This window comes from Streptomyces sp. NPDC006207, from assembly GCF_040613835.1.
In the GTDB taxonomy this organism is placed as follows: domain Bacteria; phylum Actinomycetota; class Actinomycetes; order Streptomycetales; family Streptomycetaceae; genus Actinacidiphila.
Genome location: NZ_JBEXSX010000001.1, coordinates 108,858 through 131,223 on the forward strand (window position 1 = coordinate 108,858; position 22,366 = coordinate 131,223).

At 70.6% G+C, this 22,366-nt stretch carries 20 protein-coding genes; 11 read left to right on the forward strand and 9 right to left on the reverse strand.

Annotated features, from left to right (window positions below):
• Positions 1-71 precede the first annotated feature (71 nt).
• Positions 72-1,487, forward strand: coding sequence for a CCA tRNA nucleotidyltransferase (locus tag ABZ312_RS00500; RefSeq protein WP_500332026.1), 1,416 nt, complete (start codon positions 72-74; stop codon positions 1,485-1,487).
• 85 nt (positions 1,488-1,572) lie between these two features.
• Here the strand turns inward: ABZ312_RS00500 and ABZ312_RS00505 are convergent, their stop codons facing one another.
• From ABZ312_RS00505 to ABZ312_RS00520, 4 genes are all read right to left on the reverse strand, one after another.
• The gene (locus ABZ312_RS00505; RefSeq protein ID WP_500332025.1) at positions 1,573-2,052 is read right to left on the reverse strand and encodes an LppU/SCO3897 family protein; all 480 of its coding nucleotides are present in this window, start codon (positions 2,050-2,052) and stop codon (positions 1,573-1,575) included.
• Between the two features lie 132 nt (positions 2,053-2,184).
• Positions 2,185-3,474 (reverse strand): MFS transporter, encoded by a 1,290-nt coding sequence (locus ABZ312_RS00510; protein WP_500332024.1) that lies wholly within the window; start codon positions 3,472-3,474, stop codon positions 2,185-2,187.
• Between the two features lie 99 nt (positions 3,475-3,573).
• Positions 3,574-4,656, reverse strand: coding sequence for an inositol-3-phosphate synthase (locus ABZ312_RS00515; RefSeq protein ID WP_499512904.1), 1,083 nt, complete (start codon positions 4,654-4,656; stop codon positions 3,574-3,576).
• Between the two features lie 23 nt (positions 4,657-4,679).
• Positions 4,680-5,330 (reverse strand): PadR family transcriptional regulator, encoded by a 651-nt coding sequence (locus tag ABZ312_RS00520; RefSeq protein WP_500359241.1) that lies wholly within the window; start codon positions 5,328-5,330, stop codon positions 4,680-4,682.
• 347 nt (positions 5,331-5,677) lie between these two features.
• Between ABZ312_RS00520 and ABZ312_RS00525 the strand changes: the two genes are divergently transcribed.
• Both ABZ312_RS00525 and ABZ312_RS00530 read left to right on the forward strand, forming a co-directional pair.
• The gene (locus tag ABZ312_RS00525; protein ID WP_500359242.1) at positions 5,678-8,380 is read left to right on the forward strand and encodes a transglycosylase domain-containing protein; all 2,703 of its coding nucleotides are present in this window, start codon (positions 5,678-5,680) and stop codon (positions 8,378-8,380) included.
• A 140-nt stretch (positions 8,381-8,520) separates the two neighbouring features.
• Complete coding sequence (locus tag ABZ312_RS00530; protein WP_500330922.1) at positions 8,521-10,068, forward strand: glycosyltransferase family 87 protein; 1,548 nt, start codon at positions 8,521-8,523, stop codon at positions 10,066-10,068.
• 22 nt (positions 10,069-10,090) lie between these two features.
• On the opposite strand, the gene ABZ312_RS00535 is transcribed toward ABZ312_RS00530, so the two are convergent.
• The 3 genes from ABZ312_RS00535 to ABZ312_RS00545 all read right to left on the reverse strand — a co-directional run bounded on the left by ABZ312_RS00535 (position 10,091) and on the right by ABZ312_RS00545 (position 12,773).
• On the reverse strand, positions 10,091-11,122 hold the full coding sequence (locus ABZ312_RS00535) for an alanine racemase (protein ID WP_499512908.1): 1,032 nt from the start codon (positions 11,120-11,122) through the stop codon (positions 10,091-10,093).
• A 51-nt stretch (positions 11,123-11,173) separates the two neighbouring features.
• Complete coding sequence (locus ABZ312_RS00540) at positions 11,174-12,295, reverse strand: lipid II:glycine glycyltransferase FemX (RefSeq protein WP_500436030.1); 1,122 nt, start codon at positions 12,293-12,295, stop codon at positions 11,174-11,176.
• A gap of 142 nt (positions 12,296-12,437) precedes the next feature.
• Positions 12,438-12,773, reverse strand: a complete 336-nt coding sequence (locus ABZ312_RS00545) for a hypothetical protein (protein WP_499512910.1) — start codon at positions 12,771-12,773, stop codon at positions 12,438-12,440.
• A 291-nt stretch (positions 12,774-13,064) separates the two neighbouring features.
• Here ABZ312_RS00545 and rpsF point away from each other — a divergent pair, with 291 nt between their 5' ends.
• The 4 genes from rpsF (at position 13,065) to rplI (ending at position 14,752) form a co-directional block, all read left to right on the forward strand.
• Positions 13,065-13,355, forward strand: a complete 291-nt coding sequence (rpsF, locus tag ABZ312_RS00550; RefSeq protein WP_361791024.1) for a 30S ribosomal protein S6 — start codon at positions 13,065-13,067, stop codon at positions 13,353-13,355.
• Between the two features lie 61 nt (positions 13,356-13,416).
• A complete protein-coding gene (locus tag ABZ312_RS00555) occupies positions 13,417-14,004 on the forward strand; it encodes a single-stranded DNA-binding protein (protein ID WP_500330925.1) in 588 nt (195 codons plus the stop codon).
• Between the two features lie 44 nt (positions 14,005-14,048).
• The gene (rpsR, locus tag ABZ312_RS00560; protein ID WP_026250812.1) at positions 14,049-14,285 is read left to right on the forward strand and encodes a 30S ribosomal protein S18; all 237 of its coding nucleotides are present in this window, start codon (positions 14,049-14,051) and stop codon (positions 14,283-14,285) included.
• A 17-nt stretch (positions 14,286-14,302) separates the two neighbouring features.
• Positions 14,303-14,752 (forward strand): 50S ribosomal protein L9, encoded by a 450-nt coding sequence (rplI, locus tag ABZ312_RS00565; RefSeq protein WP_089225418.1) that lies wholly within the window; start codon positions 14,303-14,305, stop codon positions 14,750-14,752.
• Positions 14,753-14,856: 104 nt separating this feature from the next.
• Here the strand turns inward: rplI and ABZ312_RS00570 are convergent, their stop codons facing one another.
• On the reverse strand, positions 14,857-16,200 hold the full coding sequence (locus ABZ312_RS00570) for an MATE family efflux transporter (RefSeq protein ID WP_500330927.1): 1,344 nt from the start codon (positions 16,198-16,200) through the stop codon (positions 14,857-14,859).
• A 437-nt stretch (positions 16,201-16,637) separates the two neighbouring features.
• On the opposite strand from ABZ312_RS00570, the gene dnaB reads away from it, so the two are divergent.
• Positions 16,638-18,113, forward strand: a complete 1,476-nt coding sequence (gene dnaB, locus ABZ312_RS00575; RefSeq protein ID WP_499512913.1) for a replicative DNA helicase — start codon at positions 16,638-16,640, stop codon at positions 18,111-18,113.
• 52 nt (positions 18,114-18,165) lie between these two features.
• Here the strand turns inward: dnaB and ABZ312_RS00580 are convergent, their stop codons facing one another.
• Positions 18,166-19,032 carry a GNAT family N-acetyltransferase gene (locus tag ABZ312_RS00580; RefSeq protein ID WP_500436032.1) on the reverse strand — a complete coding sequence of 289 codons (867 nt, stop codon included), beginning with the start codon at positions 19,030-19,032 and terminating at the stop codon, positions 18,166-18,168.
• Between the two features lie 84 nt (positions 19,033-19,116).
• Between ABZ312_RS00580 and ABZ312_RS00585 the strand changes: the two genes are divergently transcribed.
• From ABZ312_RS00585 to ABZ312_RS00595, 3 genes are all read left to right on the forward strand, one after another.
• Positions 19,117-20,070, forward strand: a complete 954-nt coding sequence (locus tag ABZ312_RS00585; RefSeq protein WP_500436034.1) for a LysR family transcriptional regulator — start codon at positions 19,117-19,119, stop codon at positions 20,068-20,070.
• Positions 20,031-20,663, forward strand: coding sequence for an HAD family hydrolase (locus tag ABZ312_RS00590; RefSeq protein WP_500330932.1), 633 nt, complete (start codon positions 20,031-20,033; stop codon positions 20,661-20,663). Before ABZ312_RS00585 ends, ABZ312_RS00590 begins: the two co-directional genes overlap by 40 nt.
• Before the next feature lie 255 nt (positions 20,664-20,918).
• Positions 20,919-22,358 (forward strand): globin domain-containing protein, encoded by a 1,440-nt coding sequence (locus ABZ312_RS00595; RefSeq protein WP_500360907.1) that lies wholly within the window; start codon positions 20,919-20,921, stop codon positions 22,356-22,358.
• Positions 22,359-22,366 lie beyond the last annotated feature (8 nt).

Here is a 22,366-nt window from a genome sequence, read left to right on the forward strand (position 1 = left end):
GCGTCGGCAAGATCGCGGATGCCGGTAAACCGGTCCGCCGCGGGGCGCATGGCCACGTACCCTTTTCTGTTGTGCCGAATGCCAACAACGCCCCCCAGACCCTGAAGACCGCGCCGGTGATCGCGCCGGTGGCCGAAGAGCTCGGCCGTCGCTTCAAGGACGCCGGATTCCGGCTTGCCCTCGTCGGCGGCTCGGTCCGCGACACCCTGCTCGGCAGGCTCGGCAACGACCTCGACTTCACGACCGACGCCCGGCCCGACCAGGTACTGAAGATCATCCGCGGGTGGGCGGAGGCCGTCTGGGAGGTGGGCATCGCCTTCGGCACGGTCGGCTGCCGGAAGTACGGCTACCAGATCGAAGTGACCACCTACCGCTCCGAGGCCTACGACCGCACCTCGCGCAAGCCGGAGGTCTCCTACGGGGAGACCATCGAGGAGGACCTGGTCCGCCGGGACTTCACCGTCAACGCGATGGCGGTCTCCCTGCCGGAGGCGGAGTTCGTCGACCCGTACGGCGGGCTCGGTGACCTCGCCCAGCGCGTGCTGCGCACTCCCGGCACCCCGGAGGAGTCCTTCTCCGACGATCCGCTGCGGATGATGCGCGCCGCGCGCTTCGCCGCCCAGCTGGACTTCGAGGTGGCTCCCGAGGTCGTGACGGCGATGACGGAGATGGCCGACCGCATCGAGATCGTCTCCGCCGAGCGGATCCGGGACGAGCTCAACAAGCTGGTCGTCTCCGACCACCCCCGCAAGGGCCTGCAGCTGCTGGTGGAGACCGGCCTGGCCGCACGGGTCCTCCCGGAGCTGCCGGCGCTGCGCCTGGAGCGTGACGAGCACCACCGCCACAAGGACGTCTACGAGCACACGCTGACCGTCCTGGACCAGGCGATGGCACTGGAGACGGAGGGGCCGGACCTCGTGCTGCGCCTCGCGGCGCTGCTGCACGACATCGGCAAGCCGCGGACCCGGCGCTTCGAGCCCGACGGACGGGTCTCCTTCCACCACCACGAGGTGGTCGGCGCCAAGATGACCAAGGGACGGCTGACCAAGCTCAAGTACCCGAACGACACCGTCAAGGACGTCGCCCGGCTGGTCGAGCTGCACCTGCGCTTCCACGGCTACGGGACCGGGGAGTGGACCGACTCCGCCGTCCGGCGCTACGTCCGGGACGCCGGACCGCTGCTCGACCGGCTGCACAAGCTGACCCGCTCCGACTGCACGACCCGCAACAAGCGCAAGGCGGGGGCCCTGTCGCGCACCTACGACGGGCTCGAGGAGCGCATCGCGCAGTTGAAGGGCCAGGAGGAGCTGGACGCGATCCGGCCGGACCTGGACGGCAACCGGATCATGGAGGTCCTGGGCATCCCTCCGGGCCCCCAGGTCGGCAAGGCGTACAACCACCTGCTGGAGCTGCGCCTGGAGAACGGTCCGCTGGGCGAGGAGGCCGCTGTGGCCGCACTGAAGGAGTGGTGGGCCGCGCAGGGCTGAGCGTCACCCCGTCCGGGCCGTGGACGTGCCGAGGGGGTCGTGTTTCACGTGAAACACGACCCCCTCGGCCTTAACGCCCGTCCCGTCACTTGCTGATGGTCTGCAGGCAGAGCACCACGTTGTTGAAGTCGGTCCCGGACTGGGTGTAGTAGACGTCCGACTCGGTGACGGACTCACACTGCTTCTGGTCGGTCGAGTCGTCGAACTTCTTGACGATCTTGAACTGTGCATCGCCGGAGGAGCAGTCGGCGTCCACCAGGTCCGGGCTCTGCTCGGTGCCCTTGTTGTGGAGGCAGCTGCCGACCTTCGACGTCTCGGCGTCGGTCTGGTCGAACTGGGAGAAGGCGAATCGCACGCCGATGATGACCACGATGGTGACGATCACGCCGATGATGCGCTTGCCGATGTTTCTGCCGCGCCGCGGCGGGGCGGCAGGCGGCGGGAAGGCGCCGGGCTGACCCTGCGGGGGCGGGAAGGCGCCGGGCTGGCCCTGGGGCGGCGGGAAGGCGCCGGGCTGGCCTTGCGGGGCCGGAATGTTGGTGTTGTCGGGCGGCGGAGTCGCCATGGTCGTTCCCCTCCCTGGGATGAACCTGTCAGTTCCTGTGAACGCGCGAACGTTACTGGAGGGGTCGGACAGCCCATCCGCCGGGGCATGTGTTTCACGTGAAACGGGCGGACGCGGGGTGATCTTCGTGTTTCACGTGAAACGACGCGGAGTCCCGGCGGTGCCGACCGCCACCGCCGCATAGACCGCGGAGAGCCCGAGGAGGAGCCCCACGGAGCGACCGTCCGGCGGGAGGACCAGCGCGCAGATGGCTGCGGCGCCGACGAAGGCGACGTTGAACAGCACGTCGTAGATCGAGAAGATGCGCCCCCGGTAGGCGTCGTCGATCGAGGACTGGACCACTGTGTCGGTGGCGATCTTCGCCCCCTGGGTGGCCAGCCCCAGCACGAAGGCCGCCGCCAGCACCGGCGCCGGCTCGAAGGGGAGGCCCAGTGCGGGGAGCAGGACGGCGGCCGAACCCGCGCAGACGGTGATCCATCCGAAGGTGCCGAAGCGGCCCGTGGCCCAGGGGGTGAGCACGGCCGCCGCGAAGAAGCCCGCACCCGAGACGGCGACCGCCAGCCCGAGCAGCGCCAGTCCGTCCGCCGTTCCACGGCCGGTCCCGTCGGATCCCGCCCAGGCGTAGCGGCAGAGCATCAGCACCGTCACCGTGAGCCCGCCGTAGCAGAAGCGCATCGCCGTCATCGCGGCCAGCGCGCGTGCGGCGCGCGGCCGCCGGCGCAGATGCCCCAAGCCGTGCACCAGGCCGCGGAAGGTGCTGAGCAGCGCCTCGCCCACCCGCGGCTGGATGCGGGACGGGTCCGGCCCCAGCAGGTCCCGCCCCAGGGTGAGTGCGGCGAGCCCGGCACAGAGGTAGAGGACGGCGCCCAGCACCACGACCAGGACGTCGGAGCGGGTGCCCTCGGCCAGCACCAGGTGCACCAGGAAGGCCGCTCCCCCGCCGGCGGTGGCCGCGAGCGTGCCGGCGGTCGGGGACAGCGCGTTCGCCATGACCAGGCGCTCGCCGTCGACGACCCGGGGCAGGGCGGCCGACAGGCCCGCGAGCACGAAGCGGTTGATGCCGGTGACCGAGAGGGCGGACAGGTAGAAGAGCCAGTCCGGGACGCGCAGCAGCATCAGCACGGCGGTGCCGACGGAGAGCGCCGCCCGCAGCAGGTTGCAGTGGAGGAGGACCTGCCGGCGCCGCCAGCGGTCCAGCAGGACGCCCGTGAACGGCCCCAGGAGCGAGTACGGCAGCAGCAGGACCGCCATCGCGGAGGCGATCGCGGCCGGCGAGGTCTGCTTCTCCGGGGAGAAGACCACGTAGGCCGCCAGCGCCACCTGGAAGACCCCGTCGGAGAGCTGGGACAGCAGCCGCACCGTCAGCAGCCGGCGGAAGTCCCGGAAGCGCAGCAGCACACGGAGATCACGGACAACGGGCATGCGCACAGCCTCACATGACGCACAGGCCCCCGGGTGCGATACCCGGGGGCCTGTGCGGTCGCGTCGTACGACGAGTGGTGACGGGGGTTAAGCCGCTGTTCAGCGCTCGACCTCGCCGCGGATGAACTTTTCCACGTTCTCGCGGGCCTCGTCGTCGAAGTACTGCACCGGCGGGGACTTCATGAAGTAGGAGGACGCCGACAGGATCGGGCCGCCGATGCCGCGGTCCTTGGCGATCTTCGCCGCGCGCAGCGCGTCGATGATGACACCCGCGGAGTTCGGGGAGTCCCAGACCTCGAGCTTGTACTCAAGGTTCAGCGGCACGTCGCCGAAGGCACGGCCCTCGAGACGGACGTACGCCCACTTGCGGTCGTCCAGCCAGGCCACGTAGTCCGAGGGGCCGATGTGGACGTTCTTCTCACCCAGGTCGCGGTCGGGGATCTGGGAGGTGACGGCCTGCGTCTTGGAGATCTTCTTGGACTCCAGGCGCTCGCGCTCGAGCATGTTCTTGAAGTCCATGTTGCCGCCGACGTTCAGCTGCATGGTGCGCTCGACGATGACTCCGCGGTCCTCGAAGAGCTTGGTCAGCACGCGGTGCGTGATGGTGGCGCCGACCTGCGACTTGATGTCGTCACCGACGATCGGCACACCGGCCTCGGTGAACTTGTCCGCCCACTCCTTGGTGCCGGCGATGAAGACCGGGAGGGCGTTGACGAAGGCGACCTTGGCGTCGATGGCGCACTGCGCGTAGAACTTCGCCGCGTCCTCGGAACCCACGGGCAGGTAGCAGACCAGCACGTCGACCTGGCGGTCCTTGAGGATCTGCACGACGTCCACCGGCTCCTCGGCGGACTCCTCGATGGTCTCGCGGTAGTACTTGCCGAGACCGTCCAGGGTGTGGCCGCGCTGGACGGTCAGGCCCTTCTGCGGCACGTCGCAGATCTTGATGGTGTTGTTCTCGCTGGCACCGATGGCGTCCGCGAGGTCGAGACCGACCTTCTTCGCGTCCACGTCGAAGGCCGCCACGAACTCGACGTCACGCACGTGGTAGTCGCCGAACTGCACGTGCATGAGGCCGGGCACGCGGGTGCCCGGGTCGGCGTCCTTGTAGTACTCGACACCCTGCACCAGCGAAGCGGCGCAGTTGCCCACGCCAACGATGGCTACGCGAACCGAACCCATTCCGGTTGCTCCCTGTGTAATCGTCACGCGGGTCCCCGGCGCGTGCCGGGTCCGCCGTTTTCCTGTTGGTTGTCCTGCTCGGCATCGGCGGACGGAGCGGCCGGGGGCTGCTTGTCACGCCCTGCCCGCTCGGTCTCGATCAGCTCGTTCAGCCAGCGGACCTCTCGCTCCACCGACTCCATGCCGTGCCGCTGCAGCTCGAGCGTGTAGTCGTCGAGCCGCTCACGGGTACGCGCGAGGGACGCGCGCATCTTCTCCAGGCGCTCCTCGAGGCGGCTGCGCCGCCCCTCGAGGACACGCATCCGTACGTCCCTGGACGTCTGGCCGAAGAAGGCGAAACGAGCCGCGAAGTGCTCGTCCTCCCACGCGTCAGGGCCGGAGTGGGCGAGGAGCTCCTCGAAGTGCTCCTTGCCGGCCGCCGTCAACCGGTACACGATCTTGGCCCGTCGGCCGGCCAGCGGCGCGGCGAGCGGATCGGGGTCAGGGCCGGTCTCCTCGACCAGATAGCCCTGGGTGACCAGTGTCTTGAGGCAGGGGTAGAGGCTGCCGTAGCTGAACGCGCGGAACACACCGAGCGAGGTGTTGAGCCGCTTGCGCAGCTCGTAACCGTGCATCGGGGATTCGCGCAGCAGGCCCAGGACGGCGAACTCGAGGATGCCGGAGCGTTTGCTCATGCCCTCGTGTCCCTCCCGTCCGTGCCTTCGTCGCCTCTTATCTCGCCGTGATGTATCGACTCGATACATCGAGACGATAGAACGAGTTCCCCGGTACGGCAAGGCGGCTCACGGTGACCGGCGTCACATCACGAAATCCGTCCACCGTCAACCGCCCGGAATGTGATGAACATCTGGCTAGAACCTCTTTTGACCGTGCGTACTCTGTTCGCCATGCAGAGCACCGGGAACCGTGTGACGCCAGTGAGCGTCCTTGTCCCTGGTGCAGTGCGGTCATCGCACGCCGGGGGGACCGGAAATCAACTGCCGCTTTCAGGCGATTCCGCCTGTCCTAGGAGTAGCTGTTCATGAGCGAGCACCGTCGCAAGCCGCCGCAGTCGCCCGGCGACGGCCGGGCCGCCGCCCGGCGCGGCGCGCAGCAGCCGCCCCCGCCGCCAGGCGGCCGGCGGGCCGCTGGGCCGCCCACGCCGCAGCCGTACGGCACGCACGGAACCGGTTCGGGGCAGGGCCACGGCCCGCGCCAGGGCATGGGACAACCCCCCCGTCAGGGTGCGGGTGCTGGCGCGGGGGGCCGCGCGGGTACGGGGGGCCGGTCCCGCGGGGCCGAGCCGCCGTACCAGGGGCGGGCAGCCGCGCGCCGTGCCGCCCAGGCCACGCAGAAGGGCGGCCGCCGCCGTGGCGCCACGGACGCGCAGGGCGGCCGCGGTGGGGGCCAGCCCCCGAAGAAGCGCATCATCGATTACCCCCGTTGGGGGAAGGACGGATGGCGCCGCTGGATGCCGTCCTGGAAGCTCGCCTCCGGGCTGTGCCTGTTCTTCTTCGGCAGCCTGGTCGCGGTCGCGGGCGTGGGCTACGCGATGGTGGGCATCCCCAACGAGAACGACGCCGCCAAGTCGCAGAACAACGTCTTCTACTGGGCCAACGGCAGCCGCATGGTGGCGACCGGCACCGGTGCCAACCGGCAGAACGTGACGCTCTCCGACATCCCCAAGGCCATGCAGAACGCGGTGATCTCCGCGGAGAACAAGAGCTTCTACGAAGACTCCGGCGTGGACCCCATGGGCGTCGGCCGGGCCCTGTTCAACATGGCGAAGGGCGGTGACGCGCAGGGCGGTTCGACGATCACCCAGCAGTACGTCAAGAACACCTACCTGAGCCAGGACCAGACGGTCAGCCGCAAGTTCAAGGAGCTCTTCATCTCCATAAAGGTGGGGACGAAGCTCGAGAAGCCCGACATCCTGCAGGGCTACCTGAACACCTCGTACTACGGGCGGAGCGCCTACGGCATCCAGGCGGCCGCGCAGACCTACTACGGCGTCGACGCCGACAAGCTCACCCCGAGCCAGTGCGCCTTCCTCGCCGCGCTGCTCAAGGGTCCGACGTACTACGACCCGGCCGGTGCCACGAACATCGACAGCACCGCGACGGCGAAGGCGAACCGGGTCCGCTCCGAGGAACGCTGGAAGTGGATCCTCGGCGAGATGTACAAGGACGGCAAGCTCAACAAGGATGAGTACACCGAGGCCGTCAGCAAGTACCCGATGCCGCAGGGCCTCAAGGCGACCGCCGGCATGAGCGGTCAGATCAGCTACCTGGTCGACATCGCCAAGAGCTACGTGCTGAGTCACTCGGACATCAGCCAGAGCCAGCTGGACAAGGGCGGTTACGAGATCCACACGACCTTCGACCAGAAGAAGGTCGAGTCGCTCAAGAAGGCCGTCGACAAGGTCCGCAAGGACAACATCAACCCGAAGAAGCGCGACGCCGACAAGTACGTCCAGTTCGGCGCGGCGTCCGTGGTACCGGGTGACGGCAAGATCGTCGCCATCTACGGCGGCGAGGGCTACGAGCACGGCCAGTTCAACAACAACGCCAACACCACGGGTGTCCCCGTCGGCTCCACCTGGAAGCCGTTCGTCCTGGCCGCGGCGATGCAGTACGGCACCAACCAGACCAACGGCGTCGGGCTGTCGCCGCAGAGCAAGTACAACGGCAACGACCTGCTCAAGATCAAGGACCATGAAGGCAACTGGGTCCTGAAGAAGGACGGCAGCGTCTTCAAGCAGAAGAACGAGAGCGGGTACCCCTGGGGCTACATCACGCTGCGCAAGGCGATGGAGCAGTCCATCAACACCCCCTTCGTGCAGCTCGGCGAGGACGTCGGACTGCCCAAGGTGGCCGAGATGGCGAAGAACGCGGGTGTGCTGGATTCGAGCTTCGAGTCCCTGAACGCCTCGTTCTCGATCGGTACGTCCAAGCCGTCCGCCATCCGCATGGCCGACGCCTACGCGACGTTCGCCTCGTCGGGCACGCAGGCCGAGCCCTACTCCGTCACCAAGGTGGTCGCGGGCGGCAAGGTCCTGCCGGGCTTCGGCAAGCCGAAGATCAAGCGGGACGCGATCGACAGCAACGTCGCCAACAACGTCACCGACGTGCTGCAGAACGTGGTCAAGAACGGCACCGGTCAGAAGGCCCTGGCGGTCGGCCGCACGGTGGCGGGCAAGACGGGTACCACGGACAGCGAGAAGGGAACCAGGTCCGCCTGGTTCGTCGGGTACACCAAGCAGCTGTCGACCTCGGTGGTCCTGTTCCGGGAGAACCCCAAGAAGCCCGGTCTGATCGGCATGGCGGGCACCGCGGGGAAGGACTCCGCGCACGGTGGTGAGATGCCGGCGGAGGTCTGGGCGAAGTACATGAGCGAGGCGCTCTCGGGGAAGGACGAAGGCTTCCCGGACCCCGGGAAGGTCGGCGAGGTCAAGGACCAGGCCGGCGCCCCGTCGGCGAGCCCCTCGGTCTCGGCCAGCCCGACCGAGTCGGCGACCACGAACCCGACCCCGACCGCCACGCGGCCGCAGGGCAAGCCGACCCCGACGGACACCAGTGACTGCAAGCCCTGGCAGTGGCAGTGCCAGGACGCCGGTGGGACCACCGACGGTGGCACCACAGACGGCGGGTCGAGCGGCTCACCGACACCGACCGTGTCCTCCAGCAGTACGAGAGGCAATGGAGGCAACGGCAACGGTGGGCTACTCGGAGGCAGTGGCGGTTAACCGCCCCGGGTCCCGTCGAGAGTGAACCCGCGGCCGCGGAGGGCAGCACGCCCTCCGCGGCCGCGGGCGTTCCCGCCGGGTGGAGGGCTGCGTGGGGATCCGACGCTCCGCGCGTGGCGATGTAGGGCAGGATGTGGCCCATGACGATCGTGCGCGAAGACCCCCACCACGAGGCCTCGGAGGCCGAGGCGGTCGTGCCCCCGACCCGCGAGGACCCGGTCGCCGTGGCCGGGAGCGAGGTCATCGGCGGCCCGCTCGGCCGCTTCGCGGCCGTGGGGCGGCGGGGGTGGTGGAACCCCCTGCGCGTGGTCGTGCTGGTCGCGATCGGGATGTTCGCGCTGGGCATGGTGCAGAAGCTGCCGTGCTACGACAGCGGCTGGTTCTACGGGGCGAACGCCCAGTACAGCCACGCCTGCTACTCCGACATCCCGCACCTGTACTACGGCCGGGGCTTCGCCGACGACCTCGTCCCGTACTTCGACCGCATCCCGGACACGGTCTCCGGCGGCATGGGTTACCTGGAGTACCCGGTCCTGACGGGGCTGTTCATGGAGGTCGCCTCCTGGCTCACCCCGCACGGCGGCACGATCCAGCACCGGGAGCAGATCTACTGGCTGGTCAACGCCGGGATGCTGCTGGTCTGCACCGCCGTCATCGCGGTCTGCGTCGCCCGGACCAACCGGCGCCGCCCGTGGGACGCGCTGTTGGTCGCGCTGGCGCCCGCGTTCGCGCTGACCGCGACCATCAACTGGGACCTCTTCGCGGTCGCCCTCGCGGCGGCCGGGATGATGCTGTGGTCGCGCAACCGGCCGCTGGCCGCGGGCATCCTGATCGGGCTGGCGACGGCCGCCAAGCTCTACCCGGTGCTGCTGCTGGGGCCGTTGTTCCTGTTGTGCCTGCGGGCCGGGAAGCTGAAGGCCTGGAGCGCGGCGGTGGGCGGTGCCGCGGTGGCCTGGTTCGTGGTGAACCTTCCCGTGATGCTGCTCGCCCGGGACGGCTGGGCGAAGTTCTACACCTTCAGCCAGGAGCGGGGCGTCGACTACGGCTCGGTCTGGCTGATCATCTCCCAGCAGACCGGCAAGTCCATCGACGGCGCGAACTCCTACGCCATCGCGCTCATGCTGCTGTTCTGCGCCGGCATGGCGGGGCTGACCCTCTTCGCCCCGCGGCGCCCGCGCTTCGCGCAGCTGGCCTTCCTCGTCGTGGCCGCCTTCATCCTGACCAACAAGGTGTACTCGCCGCAGTACGTGCTGTGGCTGGTGCCCCTCGCGGCGCTCGCCCGGCCGCGCTGGCGGGACTTCCTGATCTGGCAGGCGGCCGAGGTCATGTACTTCCTCGGGATCTGGTCGTACCTGGCGTACACGACGGGCGGCAACAGCAAGGGCCTGCCCCAGGACGGCTACCACCTGGCCATCGCGGCGCACCTGATCGGGACGCTGTACCTGTGCGTGGTCGTCGTCCGCGACATCGTCTTCCCCGAGCGCGACGCGGTCCGCCAGGACGGCTCGGACGACCCCTCGGGGGGCGTGCTGGACGGGGCGGAGGACGCGTTCGTGCTGGGGCGGTCCCCGCACCAGCCCCGGCACGCGGCGCCGCTGCAGGGCGGGCCCGAGGACGGTCACGGCTACGGCGAGGCGCGCCCGGTGCAGTGGGGCGTGGACCCGGCGCCGCCGGCCCCGCCCCACTGAGCGGAGGGGACGCCCGGGGCGTTCAGCGGTCGACGACGCGGTCGAACGTGGTCGTCGTGTGCCGCAGGTGCGCCACCAGCTCGTCCCCGACCGCCGGGGGCGCCACGTCGCCCGGCAGGAAGAGGATCGACACCTGCATGTGCGGGGGCTCGGCGAACCAGCGCTGCTTGCCGGCCCACACGAAGGGCGACAGGTTGCGGTTGATGGTGGCCAGACCGGCCCTTGCGACGCCCTTGGCGCGCGGCATGACGCCGTGCATGGCCTTGGGGGCCTCCAGGCCCACCCCGTGCGACGTACCGCCCGCCACGACGACCAGGTGGCCGTCCTCGGAGGCCTTGTTCTGGCGGTAGCCGAAGCGCTCGCCCTTGGCGATGCGGGTGACGTCCAGGACGGCGCCCCGGTACTCGGTGGCCTCGTGGTCGCCGAGCCACAGCCGGGTGCCGATCCGGGCGCGGAAGCGGGTCTGCGGGAACTGGTTGCGCAGCTGGGTCAGCTCGCCGGCCTTCAGGTGGCTGACGAACATGGTGTGCAGCGGCAGCCGCGCCGCGCGCAGCCGTTCCATCCAACGGAAGACCTCCTCCACCGCGTCGGAGCCGTCGGTGCGGTCCAGCGGCAGGTGGATGGCGAAGCCCTCCAGGCGGACGTCGTCTATGGCCGAGTGCAGCTTGACCAGGTCGTCCTCGCTGACGCCGTGGCGCCGCATGCTGCTCATGACCTCGATGACCACCCGGGCGCCGACCAGGCCGCGCACGCCCTCCACGGAGGACACGGAGCGGATGGCGCGGTCCGGCAGGGGCACCGGCTCCTCGCCCAGCCGGTACGGGGTCAGCACCAGCAGGTCGCCCCCGAACCAGTCCTTGATCCGGGCGGCCTCGTACGTCGTGCCTACGGCGAGGACGTCCGAGCCGAGCCGGATCGCCTCCTCGGCCAGGCGCTCGTGCCCGAAGCCGTACCCGTTGCCCTTGCAGACGGGGACCAGCCCGGGGAACTGCTCCGCCACGGACTGCTGGTGCGCACGCCAGCGCGCGGTGTCGACGTACAGGGTGAGCGCCATGGCCGGAACGAGGACCTTTCTGCGGTGTCTGCGGTCGGTCGGGCAGGTGGGTCAGCGGCGGGACATGTAGATGTCGAGCGCCTTGTGCAGGAGCTTGTTGAGCGGGAAGTCCCACTCGCCCAAGTATTCGGCAGCCTGCCCGCCGGTGCCCACCTTGAACTGGATGAGACCGAAGAGGTGGTCGCTCTCGTCGAGCGAGTCGCTGATGCCGCGCAGGTCGTACACGCTCGCGCCGAGCGCGTAGGCATCCCGCAGCATCCGCCACTGCATGGCGTTGCTCGGCCGGACCTCGCGCTTGTGGTTGGCCGAGGCCCCGTACGAGTACCAGACGTGCCGGCCGACGACGAGCATCGTCGCGGCGGCGACCGCCTCGCCCTCGTGCTGGGCGAAGTACAGCCGCATGCGGTTGGGGTCCTCGGAGTTGAGGACCTGCCACATGCGCTGGAAGTAGGACAGGGGCCGCGGGCGGAAGTGGTCGCGCTCGGCGGTCACCTCGTACAGCTGCTGCCACACGGGGAGGTCGTCGTAGCTGCCCTGGACGACCTCGACGCCGGCCTTCTCGGCCTTCTTGATGTTGCGCCGCCACAGCTGGTTGAAGCCCTTCTGGACGTCGTCCAGGCTGCGGTTCTCCAGCGGGACCTGGAAGACGTAGCGGGGCTGCACGTCGCCGAAGCCGGCGCCGCCGTCCTCGCCCTGCTGCCAGCCCATGCGGCGCAGCCGGTCGGCCACCTCGAAGGCGCGGGGCTCGATGAAGGTGGCCTCGACGTCGCGCAGGCGCTTGACGTCCGGGTCGGCGATGCCGGACTTGATGGCGGCCGCGTCCCAGCGGCGGATGACGACCGGCGGGCCCATCTTCACGGAGAACGCGCCCTGCTGCTTCAGGTGCGCCAGCATCGGGCGCAGCCACTCCTCCAGGTTGGGCGCGTACCAGTTGATCACCGGGCCCTCGGGGAGGTACGCGAGGTAGCGCTTCACCTTGGGCAGTTGCCGGTAGAGCACCAGGCCGGCGCCGACCAGCTCACCGGTCTTGTTGTCGAACCAGCCGAGGTTCTCCGAGCGCCACTCCGTCTTGACGTCCGCCCAGGCGGGAACCTGGCAGTGGCTTGCCGAGGGCAGGCTCTGGATGTACGCCAGGTGCTGTTCCCGACTGATGGTCCTCAGGGTCAAGCTCATGCGGGGCGCTCCCCATCGCTGCGGCTACGGCATTGCTGACTGCACTACTGCGCCGAAGCCTACTGCGAACGGCGAACGCCCCCGCGAGGGCTGTGGACAACTCGGTCCGCGGCTTCGCCCGGCGGGGGCCGGGAACGGAGGGCTAGGACACCACCCCGCCGAAGAGGCCGCCGTGGGCCATGCCGATGTAGAAGCCGACCGCGGCCAGCCCCATGCCGATGATGAAGAAGAAGCGCTCGGCCGTGGTCGCGGAGCGGTACTGCCCGACGGCGCCCACGAGGATGCCGACCAGGCCGGCCCAGGAGCTGAGCAGGTGGAGCCCGCTCCAGAACGCCGCGATGGAGGAGATCAGGCCGAGCACGACGGTCGCGACGGCCAGGGTGTTCTCCACCGGGTGGGGTCGGCCGTCCGAGTTGAGGGTGCTGAGGATCCGCTGGTAGAGACGGCTGCCGGTGGTGGGTCGCACTGCCTGTGCCATAGGGCACCTCCGTGATGGAGAGGTGGCGCATCGTAGCGCCGGACACACCCGATGTGTACAGATTGCGGGCTTCCGGGGCCGGATTTCAACCGGAAGCCACGAGGCGGGTAGTGTGTACCGTCTGCACCGGTGTCTGTGCAGGTCCACACGACGGTCCCGAAGGGCCTTCGGGGAGTGATCCCCGGAACGCCGCGGGCGTTGTCGGTGGGCCGCGATACCGTTGCGACGCGATGCAAACCCTCCTGCCACGGAAACGCCGTGGCCGCTGAGTCCAAAGGAGGTGGGTTCCACATGCGTCACTACGAGGTGATGGTGATCCTCGACCCCGATCTCGAGGAGCGTGCTGTCTCCCCGCTGATCGAGAACTTCCTCGGCGTCGTCCGCAATGGCGGCGGCAAGGTCGAGAAGGTCGACACCTGGGGCCGTCGTCGTCTTTCGTACGAGATCAAGAAGAAGCCCGAGGGCATCTACTCGGTCATCGACCTCAACGCCACTCCTGAGGTCGTCAAGGAGCTCGACCGTCAGATGAACCTGAACGAGTCGGTCCTCCGGACCAAGGTCCTCCGTCCCGAGACCCACTGAGCCTGACGGCTCAGGCAGTCGGGAAACCGAGAAGCCAAGCAAAGCCGAGAGGTCACTCACCATGGCAGGCGAGACCGTCATCACGGTCGTCGGCAATCTCGTCGACGACCCCGAGCTGCGCTTCACCCCGTCCGGTGCGGCGGTCGCGAAGTTCCGTGTCGCGTCCACTCCCCGCACCTTCGACCGGCAGACCAACGAGTGGAAGGACGGCGAGAGCCTCTTCCTCACGTGCTCGGTCTGGCGGCAGGCGGCGGAGAACGTGGCCGAGTCGCTCCAGAAGGGCATGCGCGTCATCGTGCAGGGCCGTCTGAAGCAGCGCTCGTACGACGACCGCGAGGGCGTCAAGCGGACGGTCTACGAGCTGGACGTCGACGAGGTCGGCGCCAGCCTGCGCAGCGCGACCGCCAAGATCACCCGGGCCAGCGGCGGCGGCGGTGCCTCGCGCGGCGGCCAGGGCGGTTACGGCGGCGGCGGTGGCGGCCAGGGCGGCGGCTGGGGCGGTGGCCCCGGTGGCGGCCAGGGCGGTGCGCCCGACGCCGATCCGTGGGCGACCGGCGCTCCGGCCGGTGGTGGCCAGGGCGGCGGTGGCGGCGGCTGGGGCGGTGGCTCCGGCGGCGGCGGCGGTTTCTCGGACGAGCCGCCCTTCTAAGGGCGGCGGCGTACCAAACTTCTTGATCACACTGGAGAGAGACAATGGCGAAGCCGCCTGCTCGCAAGCCTAAGAAGAAGGTTTGCGTGTTCTGCAAGGACAAGATCACCTACGTCGACTACAAGGACACGAACCTGCTGCGGAAGTTCATCTCCGACCGCGGCAAGATCCGTGCCCGCCGGGTCACCGGCAACTGCACCCAGCACCAGCGCGACGTCGCCACGGCCGTGAAGAACAGCCGTGAGATGGCGCTGCTGCCCTACACCTCGACCGCTCGCTAAGGAAGGGTGACCGAGCAATGGCGAAGATCATCCTCACCAACGAGGTCAGTGGCCTCGGTGCCGCCGGCGATGTCGTCGAGGTCAAGAGCGGCTACGCCCGCAACTACCTGATCCCGCGCGGCTTCGCGATCGCGTGGACCAAGGGTGGCGAGAAGGACGTCGAGCAGATCCGCCGCGCGCGCCGGATCCGTGAGATCGCGACCGTCGAGCAGGCCAACTCCTTCAAGGCGCAGCTCGAGGGCGTCAAGGTCAAGCTGTCGACCCGCGCGGGCGACGCCGGCCGGCTGTTCGGTTCGGTGACCCCGGCCGACATCGCCGCCGCCGTCAAGGCCGCGGGCGGTCCGGACGTGGACAAGCGCCGGATCGAGATCGGTTCCCCGATCAAGACGCTGGGCTCGCACAAGGTGTCGGTGCGTCTGCACCCCGAGGTCGAGGCCGCTCTCGACGTCGAGGTCGTCGCTTCCTGACACTCGCGCACCGCGTGAACGCCGGGCCCGGAACCGCGAGGTTCCGGGCCCGGCGTCGTTCACGTACGGGAGCCGTGCGGAAGGCGTGCGGGATGACCTGCGGGTCAGGCGCGTACGGCGCCGGTGACGGCCCACTTCCCCGAGCGGGCGCGCCAGTGGAGGCCGGCCAGCCGGGTGAGCATCATCAGCCCCATCGCCCACCACAGGGCGGTGAGTCCCCCGCCCAGGGCCGGTACGGCCAGCGCCACCGGGGCGAAGACGGCGAGGGTGACGACCGTCGCCCAGGCCAGGTAGGTGCCGTCGCCGGCGCCGATGAGGACCCCGTCCAGCACGAAGACCACGCCGCAGACCGGCTGGGAGAGCGCCGCCACCAGCAGGACGGTCGTCAACTGGGAGCGCACGGCCGGGTCCGGGGTGAACAGCGGGGCGATCAGCGGCCGGGAGACGGCCAGGAGCAGGCCGATCACCATGCCGGAGGCGATGCCCCACTGCACCATGCGGCGGCACGCGGCCCGGGCCCCGGCCACGTCGTCGGCGCCGAGGTAGCGGCCGATGATGGCCTGACCCGCGATGGCGATGGAGTCCAGGGCGAAGGCCGCCAGCGACCAGAGGGTGGTGGTGATCTGGTGGGCGGCGACGGAGGCGTCCCCGAGCCGGGCCGCGACCACGGTGGCGAGCAGCAGGACGGCCCGCAGGCTCAGGGTGCGGATCAGCAGGGGCGTCCCGGCCTGGGCGCAGGCGCGGATGCCGGCGAGGTCGGGCCGGAGCGAGGCGCCGTGCCGGCGGGCGCCGCGGACCACGACGGCGAGGTAGACGGCCGCCATCGCGTTCTGGGCGATGACGGTGCCCCAGGCGGAGCCGGCGATGCCGAGGCCGGCGCCGTACACCAGCACCACGTTGAGCACGGCGTTCACGGCGAAGCCGCCGACGGCGACGTAGAGCGGGGTACGGGTGTCCTGCAGCCCGCGCAGCACACCGGTGGCCGCGAGGACGACGAGCATCGCGGGGATGCCGAGGGCGCTGATCCGCAGGTAGGTGACGGCGTAGGGCGCCGCGGTCCCCGAGGCGCCGAACAGGTCGGCGAGGGCGGGTGCCGCGGGGACGGCGACGGCGACCGCGGCGGCGCTGATGAGGAGGGCGAGCCAGATGCCGTCCATGCCCTGGCGGATCGCCGCGGGCAGGTCGCCCGCGCCGACCCGGCGGGCGACGGCGGCGGTGGTGGCGTAGGCGAGGAAGACGAAGACGCCGACGAGGGTGGTCAGCAGGGCGCCCGCGACACCGAGCCCGGCGAGCTGCGACGTGCCGAGGTGGCCCACGATCGCGCTGTCGGCCATGAGGAAGAGCGGTTCGGCGACCAGCGCGCCGAAGGCGGGCAGCGCGAGGCCTATGATCTCGCGGTCGTGGCGGCGTACGGCCTGCTGGGGGGAGTGTTCGGCGACCTGGGGCACCCGGCAAGGGTAATCATCCACATGTAAGGGACGCAAGGCAATGCAGCCTCTTACTTGTGGCTGCACAGGGTGATCTCCTCCGTGCCGTTTGTCGTGATCTTGGGCCGAGCGGGCAAGTTTTTCTTGTCCACAGTGGGTGGATGAAGAAAGCGCAGGTCAACCACGTGATCATTGCGTGATTGTGTGCTTGTCCACCGCACTGTCCCCCGCCCTGTACACAGCTGGAGCGGGCTTCTCCACAGGTAGGGGCGGTTCTTCAACAGGTCATCCCCAGCCCCTGTGGATAACCGTCTTGGCTGTGGGCCCCGCGGACCCCTACCGTGGGGCGTCGCCCGACGTGCCACAGGTGTGTCCGGGCGGCTGATTGTCAGAGCCGTGGCGTAGGAAATGGAACACGACGCAGCGGTCCGCGCCGGAGGGGAGGAGGTGGCAGGGGGGTGAGCCAGCCCGAACCCGCGGACGACCATTGGGGGAGCGAGCCGCCGTTCCCGCCGGACGGTCCCGGTGACCGCCTGCCCGTCTCCCGCTTCCGCCGGAGGGACGAGCGGGACCGCGACCGCGACCGTGACGACGACCGCGGAGCGGCCGGCTTCGAACGCGTACCCCCGCAGGACCTGGACGCCGAGATGTCGGTGCTCGGCGGCATGCTGCTGTCCAAGGACGCCATCGCCGACGTCGTCGAGGTGCTGAAGGGCGCCGACTTCTACCGGCCCGCCCACGAGACCATCTACGCCGCGATCCTCGACCTCTACGCCCGCGGTGAGCCCGCCGACCCCATCACCGTCGCCGCCGAGCTGACCAAGCGCGGTGAGCTCGTGCGCGTGGGCGGGGCCCCCTACCTGCACAGCCTCGTCAACGCGGTGCCCACCGCCGCCAACGCCGAGTACTACGCGGAGATCGTGCACGAGCGCGCGGTCCTGCGCCGGCTCGTCGAGGCGGGCACGCGCATCACGCAGATGGGGTACGCCGCCGACGGCGACGTCGACGAGATCGTCAACTCCGCGCAGGCCGAGATCTACGCCGTCACCGAGCAGCGCACCAGCGAGGACTACCTCCCGCTCTCCGAGATCATGGAGGGCGCCCTCGACGAGATCGAGGCCATCGGCTCGCGCAGCGGCCAGATGTCCGGGGTGCCCACCGGCTTCGCCGACCTGGACTCCCTCACCAACGGCCTGCACCCGGGCCAGATGATCGTCATCGCCGCCCGTCCCGCGATGGGCAAGTCCACGCTCGCGCTGGACTTCGCCCGCGCCTGCTCGGTCACCAACGGCATGCCCAGCGTCTTCTTCTCCCTCGAAATGGGCCGCAACGAGATCGCGATGCGCCTGCTGTCCGCCGAGGCCCGGGTCGCCCTGCACCACATGCGCTCCGGCAACATGACCGACGACGACTGGACGCGGCTGGCCCGCCGGATGCCGGACGTCTCCGCGGCGCCTCTCTACATCGACGACTCGCCGAACCTGTCGATGATGGAGATCCGGGCCAAGTGCCGTCGGCTCAAGCAGCGCAACGACCTCCGTCTGGTCGTCATCGACTACCTCCAGCTGATGCAGGCGGGCGGTTCGCGCCGGCCCGAGAGCCGTCAGCAGGAGGTCTCCGACATGTCCCGCAACCTCAAGCTCTTGGCGAAGGAGCTCGAGGTGCCGGTCATCGCGCTCTCCCAGCTGAACCGTGGCCCCGAACAGCGCACGGACAAGAAGCCCATGGTCAGCGACCTGCGTGAATCGGGCTCCATCGAGCAGGATGCGGACATGGTGATCCTGCTGCACCGCGAGGACGCCTACGAGAAGGAGTCCCCGCGCGCGGGCGAGGCCGACCTGATCGTCGCCAAGCACCGCAACGGCCCCACGGCCACCATCACCGTGGCCTTCCAGGGCCACTACTCGCGCTTCGTGGACATGGCCCAGACCTGAGCCGTCCGCGGGCGGGATCCGCCGTGCGACCTCCGCGCGGCAGGACGGCGGCTCAGCCCAGGGCCACCATCAGCGGTGCGTGGCGGCGGTGTTCGTCGCCGGGCAGATCACGGTCACCGAGCACCATGAGGGTGTTGGGGAAGACGGGGGCCACGCCGTGCTCCGCGGCCCAGCCGTCGAGACCGCCGGGGGTGCCGGTGCGCAGATCGAGGCGGACGGGTGTGCCCGCGTCGCGGGTGATCGCGCCGATCAGCCCCTTGGCCCCGGCCGCGCTCCCGGCGACGACGGGACCCACGACCAGGGTGTCCGCGTTCAGCCAGGCCGAGGCGTAACCGGTCAGGACACCGTCCTCCTCGGCGACCAGGACGCGTTCGGCGAACCGCGGCAGGTCGCGCAGGAGGGGTGAGCGGTCCGCGCCGAACACCTCGGCGTCGAGGGCGAGCAGGGCCGGCAGGTCGGCATCGGTGAAGGGCCGCGGCTGCGCGGCGGCGGGACCGCCGGTCCCGGCGGGCACCCGCGGGGCGAAGCGGCCGCGGTGGGTGACGACGGTGCCGACCGCCCGGAAGCCGAGCTTCTCGTAGAGGGGGCGGCCGCGGTCGGTGGCGTGCAGGGTGACGGTGTCGTCGCCCGCCTCGGCCAGGACGTGGGTCATGATCCGCCGCCCGAGGCCCTGCCCCTCGTACCGGGCCGCGACCAGGACCATGCTGACCGCCGCCAGGCCGCCCGCGTAGCGCGTCAGGACGGTGGTGGCGGCCAGGCCGTCGCCGTCGGGGGCGTCGATGCCGTAACCGGTGCCGTGGGTGAGCAGGAAGCGCCACTTGTGCTCCTCGGCGCCCCAGTCGCGGCTGACGGCCAGCGCGCTGCAGGCGGGGAGGTCGGCGGGGGTGAGGCGGCGCACGGGGGCCGTGGGGGATGTCATGCGGGCAGCGTGCCGTGGCGGCGGCGGGCGGCACCCATAGTTTTCCCCTATGGGCATCGGCCGGAGCCTGGCTATCCTCCGGGAGTGACGCTGACCTTGCCCGGCCTGCGGGCGTTCGTGGCGGTGGCGCGTACGGGCTCGTTCTCGGCGGCCGCGCGGCAACTCGACGTACGGCAGCCCACGGTGAGCGAGTCGGTGCGCCGGCTGGAGGCCGCCGCGGGGCGGCCGTTGCTGGTGCGGAACCGCGAGCGGGCCGAACTGACCGACCTGGGACGACGGATCCTGGCCCACGCGGTGGCGGCGGTCGACGCCGCGGACGAACTCGAGGGGCTGCTGGACGGGGCGTCCCGGCCGTTCACCGTGGGCTTCCTGGGGGAGGCGGCGGCCGGCCGCACCCGGGAGCTGCTGGACCTGGTCCAGGCCCGCGCCCCGGGCGACGTGCGGCTGCGGCGCTACGACTTCGACGACCCCTCCTGCGGGCTGCTGGCCGGACACTCCGACCTGGCCATCGTGTGGCCCCCGTTGGACGCCCCGGGACTGGGGATGGTGACCGTCTCCAGCGACCGGCGCTGCGTGGCGCTGCCCGCGACGGACCCGCTGGCCCGCAGGACCGAGGTCGCGCCCGCCGAACTGGGCGGCAGGACCTGGGTGGTGCCGCGGACCGGGGACGCGGCCTACGCCGGCTTCCGCCACCCGTCGGCCGTGGGCGTCGCCCACGTGGCCGGGACGGTGCCGTCGGGGTCGCTGGAGGAGACGCTCGAACTCGTGGCGGCGGGGCGGGGTTGCGCACTGGCGAGCACGGCGACCGACGAGCACTACGCGCGGTCGAACGTGGTGATCGTGCCGCTGGCCGGGGACGTGCGCTGCACGGTCGCGCTGGCCTGGCGGGCGGCGGACCGCAGGCCCGCGGTCCGCGGGGCGGCGGAGGACGCCGCCCGGTTGTTCGGAGGGACGCCGCCGGGAACCGGCCGGGCGGCGGGTGACGAGGGAGGGACCGCATGGGACGGCTGCACATCTTCGACATGGACGGGACGCTGATGCACGGCTCCTCGGCGAGCATGGAACTCGCCCGGGAGCTGGGGCTGGTGGCGGAGTTCCGCGAGCTGGAGCACGCGCTCGGGCGGGGTCTGCTGGACCCGCCGGGCTACGCGGAGCGGGCGTACGAGCTGTGGCGGGCGCTCACCCGGGCGCAGGTGGCGGCGGCGTTCGAGGGCGCCCCGTGGCTGGCCGGGATACGGGAGGTGTGGGCGGACATCGCCGCCCGCGGGGAGCACTGCGCGGTGGTGTCGCTCTCCCCGGACTTCTTCGTGCGCCGGCTGCTGGAGTGGGGGGTGCACGCGGTCCGGGCGTCGGCCTTCCCGGAGGTCCCGTTCGGCCCGGCGGCGGGCCTGGACGTGGCGGGGATCCTGCTGCCGGAGACGAAGGTGACGGCGGCGGACGAGCTGTGCGCCCGGTACGGGGTCAGCCGCGCGGAGTGCGTGGCGTACGGGGACTCGCTGTCGGACACGGCGCTCTTCGCGGCGGTGCCGGTGTCGGTCGCGGTCAACGGGGACCACCACGTGAGCGGGCTGGCCAGCCATGCGTACACGGGGCGCGATTTGCGTGAAGCGTATGCGCTGGTCGTGGGCTGAATACGTGACGGTGGAACTGTGGTGATCGTCACGGGAATTGAGTGACGGTTGTGAAAGCAGTGACTCGGGGTAGGGTCGTCAGGGTTCCGCGGCAGCGGGGCTTCACATTCGGCCGAGCTTAACGGGATCGGTAACCGCGTTTCCCGTACTTCCGGCTATTTGTCCGGACGGCGTGAAGTCCTGGCAGGCTTTCCGCGCAGGATGTGTGGCCGATGTACGGACACCGACCGGGAGAAGCTCGAGGCGAAGCTGACCATGGACGCTCTGACCACGAACGCGGCCGAACCGGGAAAGGGAGCCGGGGCTGGGTCCTCCGGATGGTTCACGCCGCACACACCCCCTGACGGGCCGAGACCCCACCACGAGGGCGGGAACGGCGGCGAGCCGAGCCGCCCGGTACGGCCCATCAGGCCGGTGGGCACGGGAGCCGGGCGGAGCACCGGCCCCGGCCCGGCGCTGCCGCGGCCCGGCCCCCCGCAGGACGCGCCGGGGCCGCGGCACCATCCGGAGCCGCCGGACCGGCAGCCCCCGCCCCGGGCGGAGGCCCGGCCTCGGTCGCGGCAGCCGAGCGCGGACGCACTGCTCATCCGGCGGACGATGGAGGAGGTCGCGCCCGTAGCCGACAAGACGACGTCGTATTTCTATGCACTTTTGTTCATACGGCATCCGGAGTTGCGCGAACTCTTTCCGGCCGCGATGGACGCGCAGCGCGACCGATTGTTGAAAGCGCTCCTCACCGCCGCGGAACACATAGACGACGCCGAGATACTCACCGAATACCTGTCCCACCTGGGCCGCGGCCACCGGAAATACGGCACCCGGCCCGAGCACTATCCGGCCGTGGGGGAATGCCTGATCGGGGCGCTGACCCGGTACGCCTCGGCGGTCTGGAACGACGAGGTCGAGGCGGCCTGGGTGCGTGCCTACACGGCGATCTCGCAGATCATGATCGACGCGGCGGCGGCCGACGAGAAGCACGCGCCGCCCTGGTGGCAGGCGGAGATCGTCAGCCACGAACCGCGCACCTCCGACATCGCGGTCCTCAGCGTCCGCCCCGACCAGCCCTACCCCTTCCTCGCGGGCCAGTACACGACGCTGGAGACGCCCTGGTGGCCGCGGGTCTGGCGGCACTACTCCTTCGCCAGCGCCCCCCGCCCGGACGGCCTGCTGGTCTTCCACGTGAAGGCCGTGCCGGCCGGCTGGGTCAGCGGGGCGCTGGTCCACCGGGCCCGACCCGGCGACGTGCTGCGGCTCGGTCCTCCGGGCGGCTCCATGGTCGTGGACCACAGCACCGACAACGGACTGCTCTGCCTGGGCGGCGGCACCGGCATCGCCCCCATCAAGGCCCTGGTCGAGGACGTCGCCGAGCACGGCCGCCGCCGTGCCATGGACGTCTTCTACGGCGCCCGCAGCGACCACGACCTGTACGACCTGGACACCTTGGTGGGGCTCGCCCGGCGCCACCCCTGGCTCTCGGTGCGCCCCGTGGTCTCCCACGGCCGCGGCGAAGTGGGGCTGCACGGCCCGCTCCCCGAGATCGTGCGGCAGTACGGCCCCTGGCCCGAGTACGACGCGTACCTCAGCGGGCCGCCCGGGATGATCCGCAGCGGCGTCGACACCCTCGTGCGCAGCGGCATGCCCTCCCAGCGCATCCGGCACGACCTGATCGAGGAACTGGTCGCGGCCGGCGACTGAATCCGCTC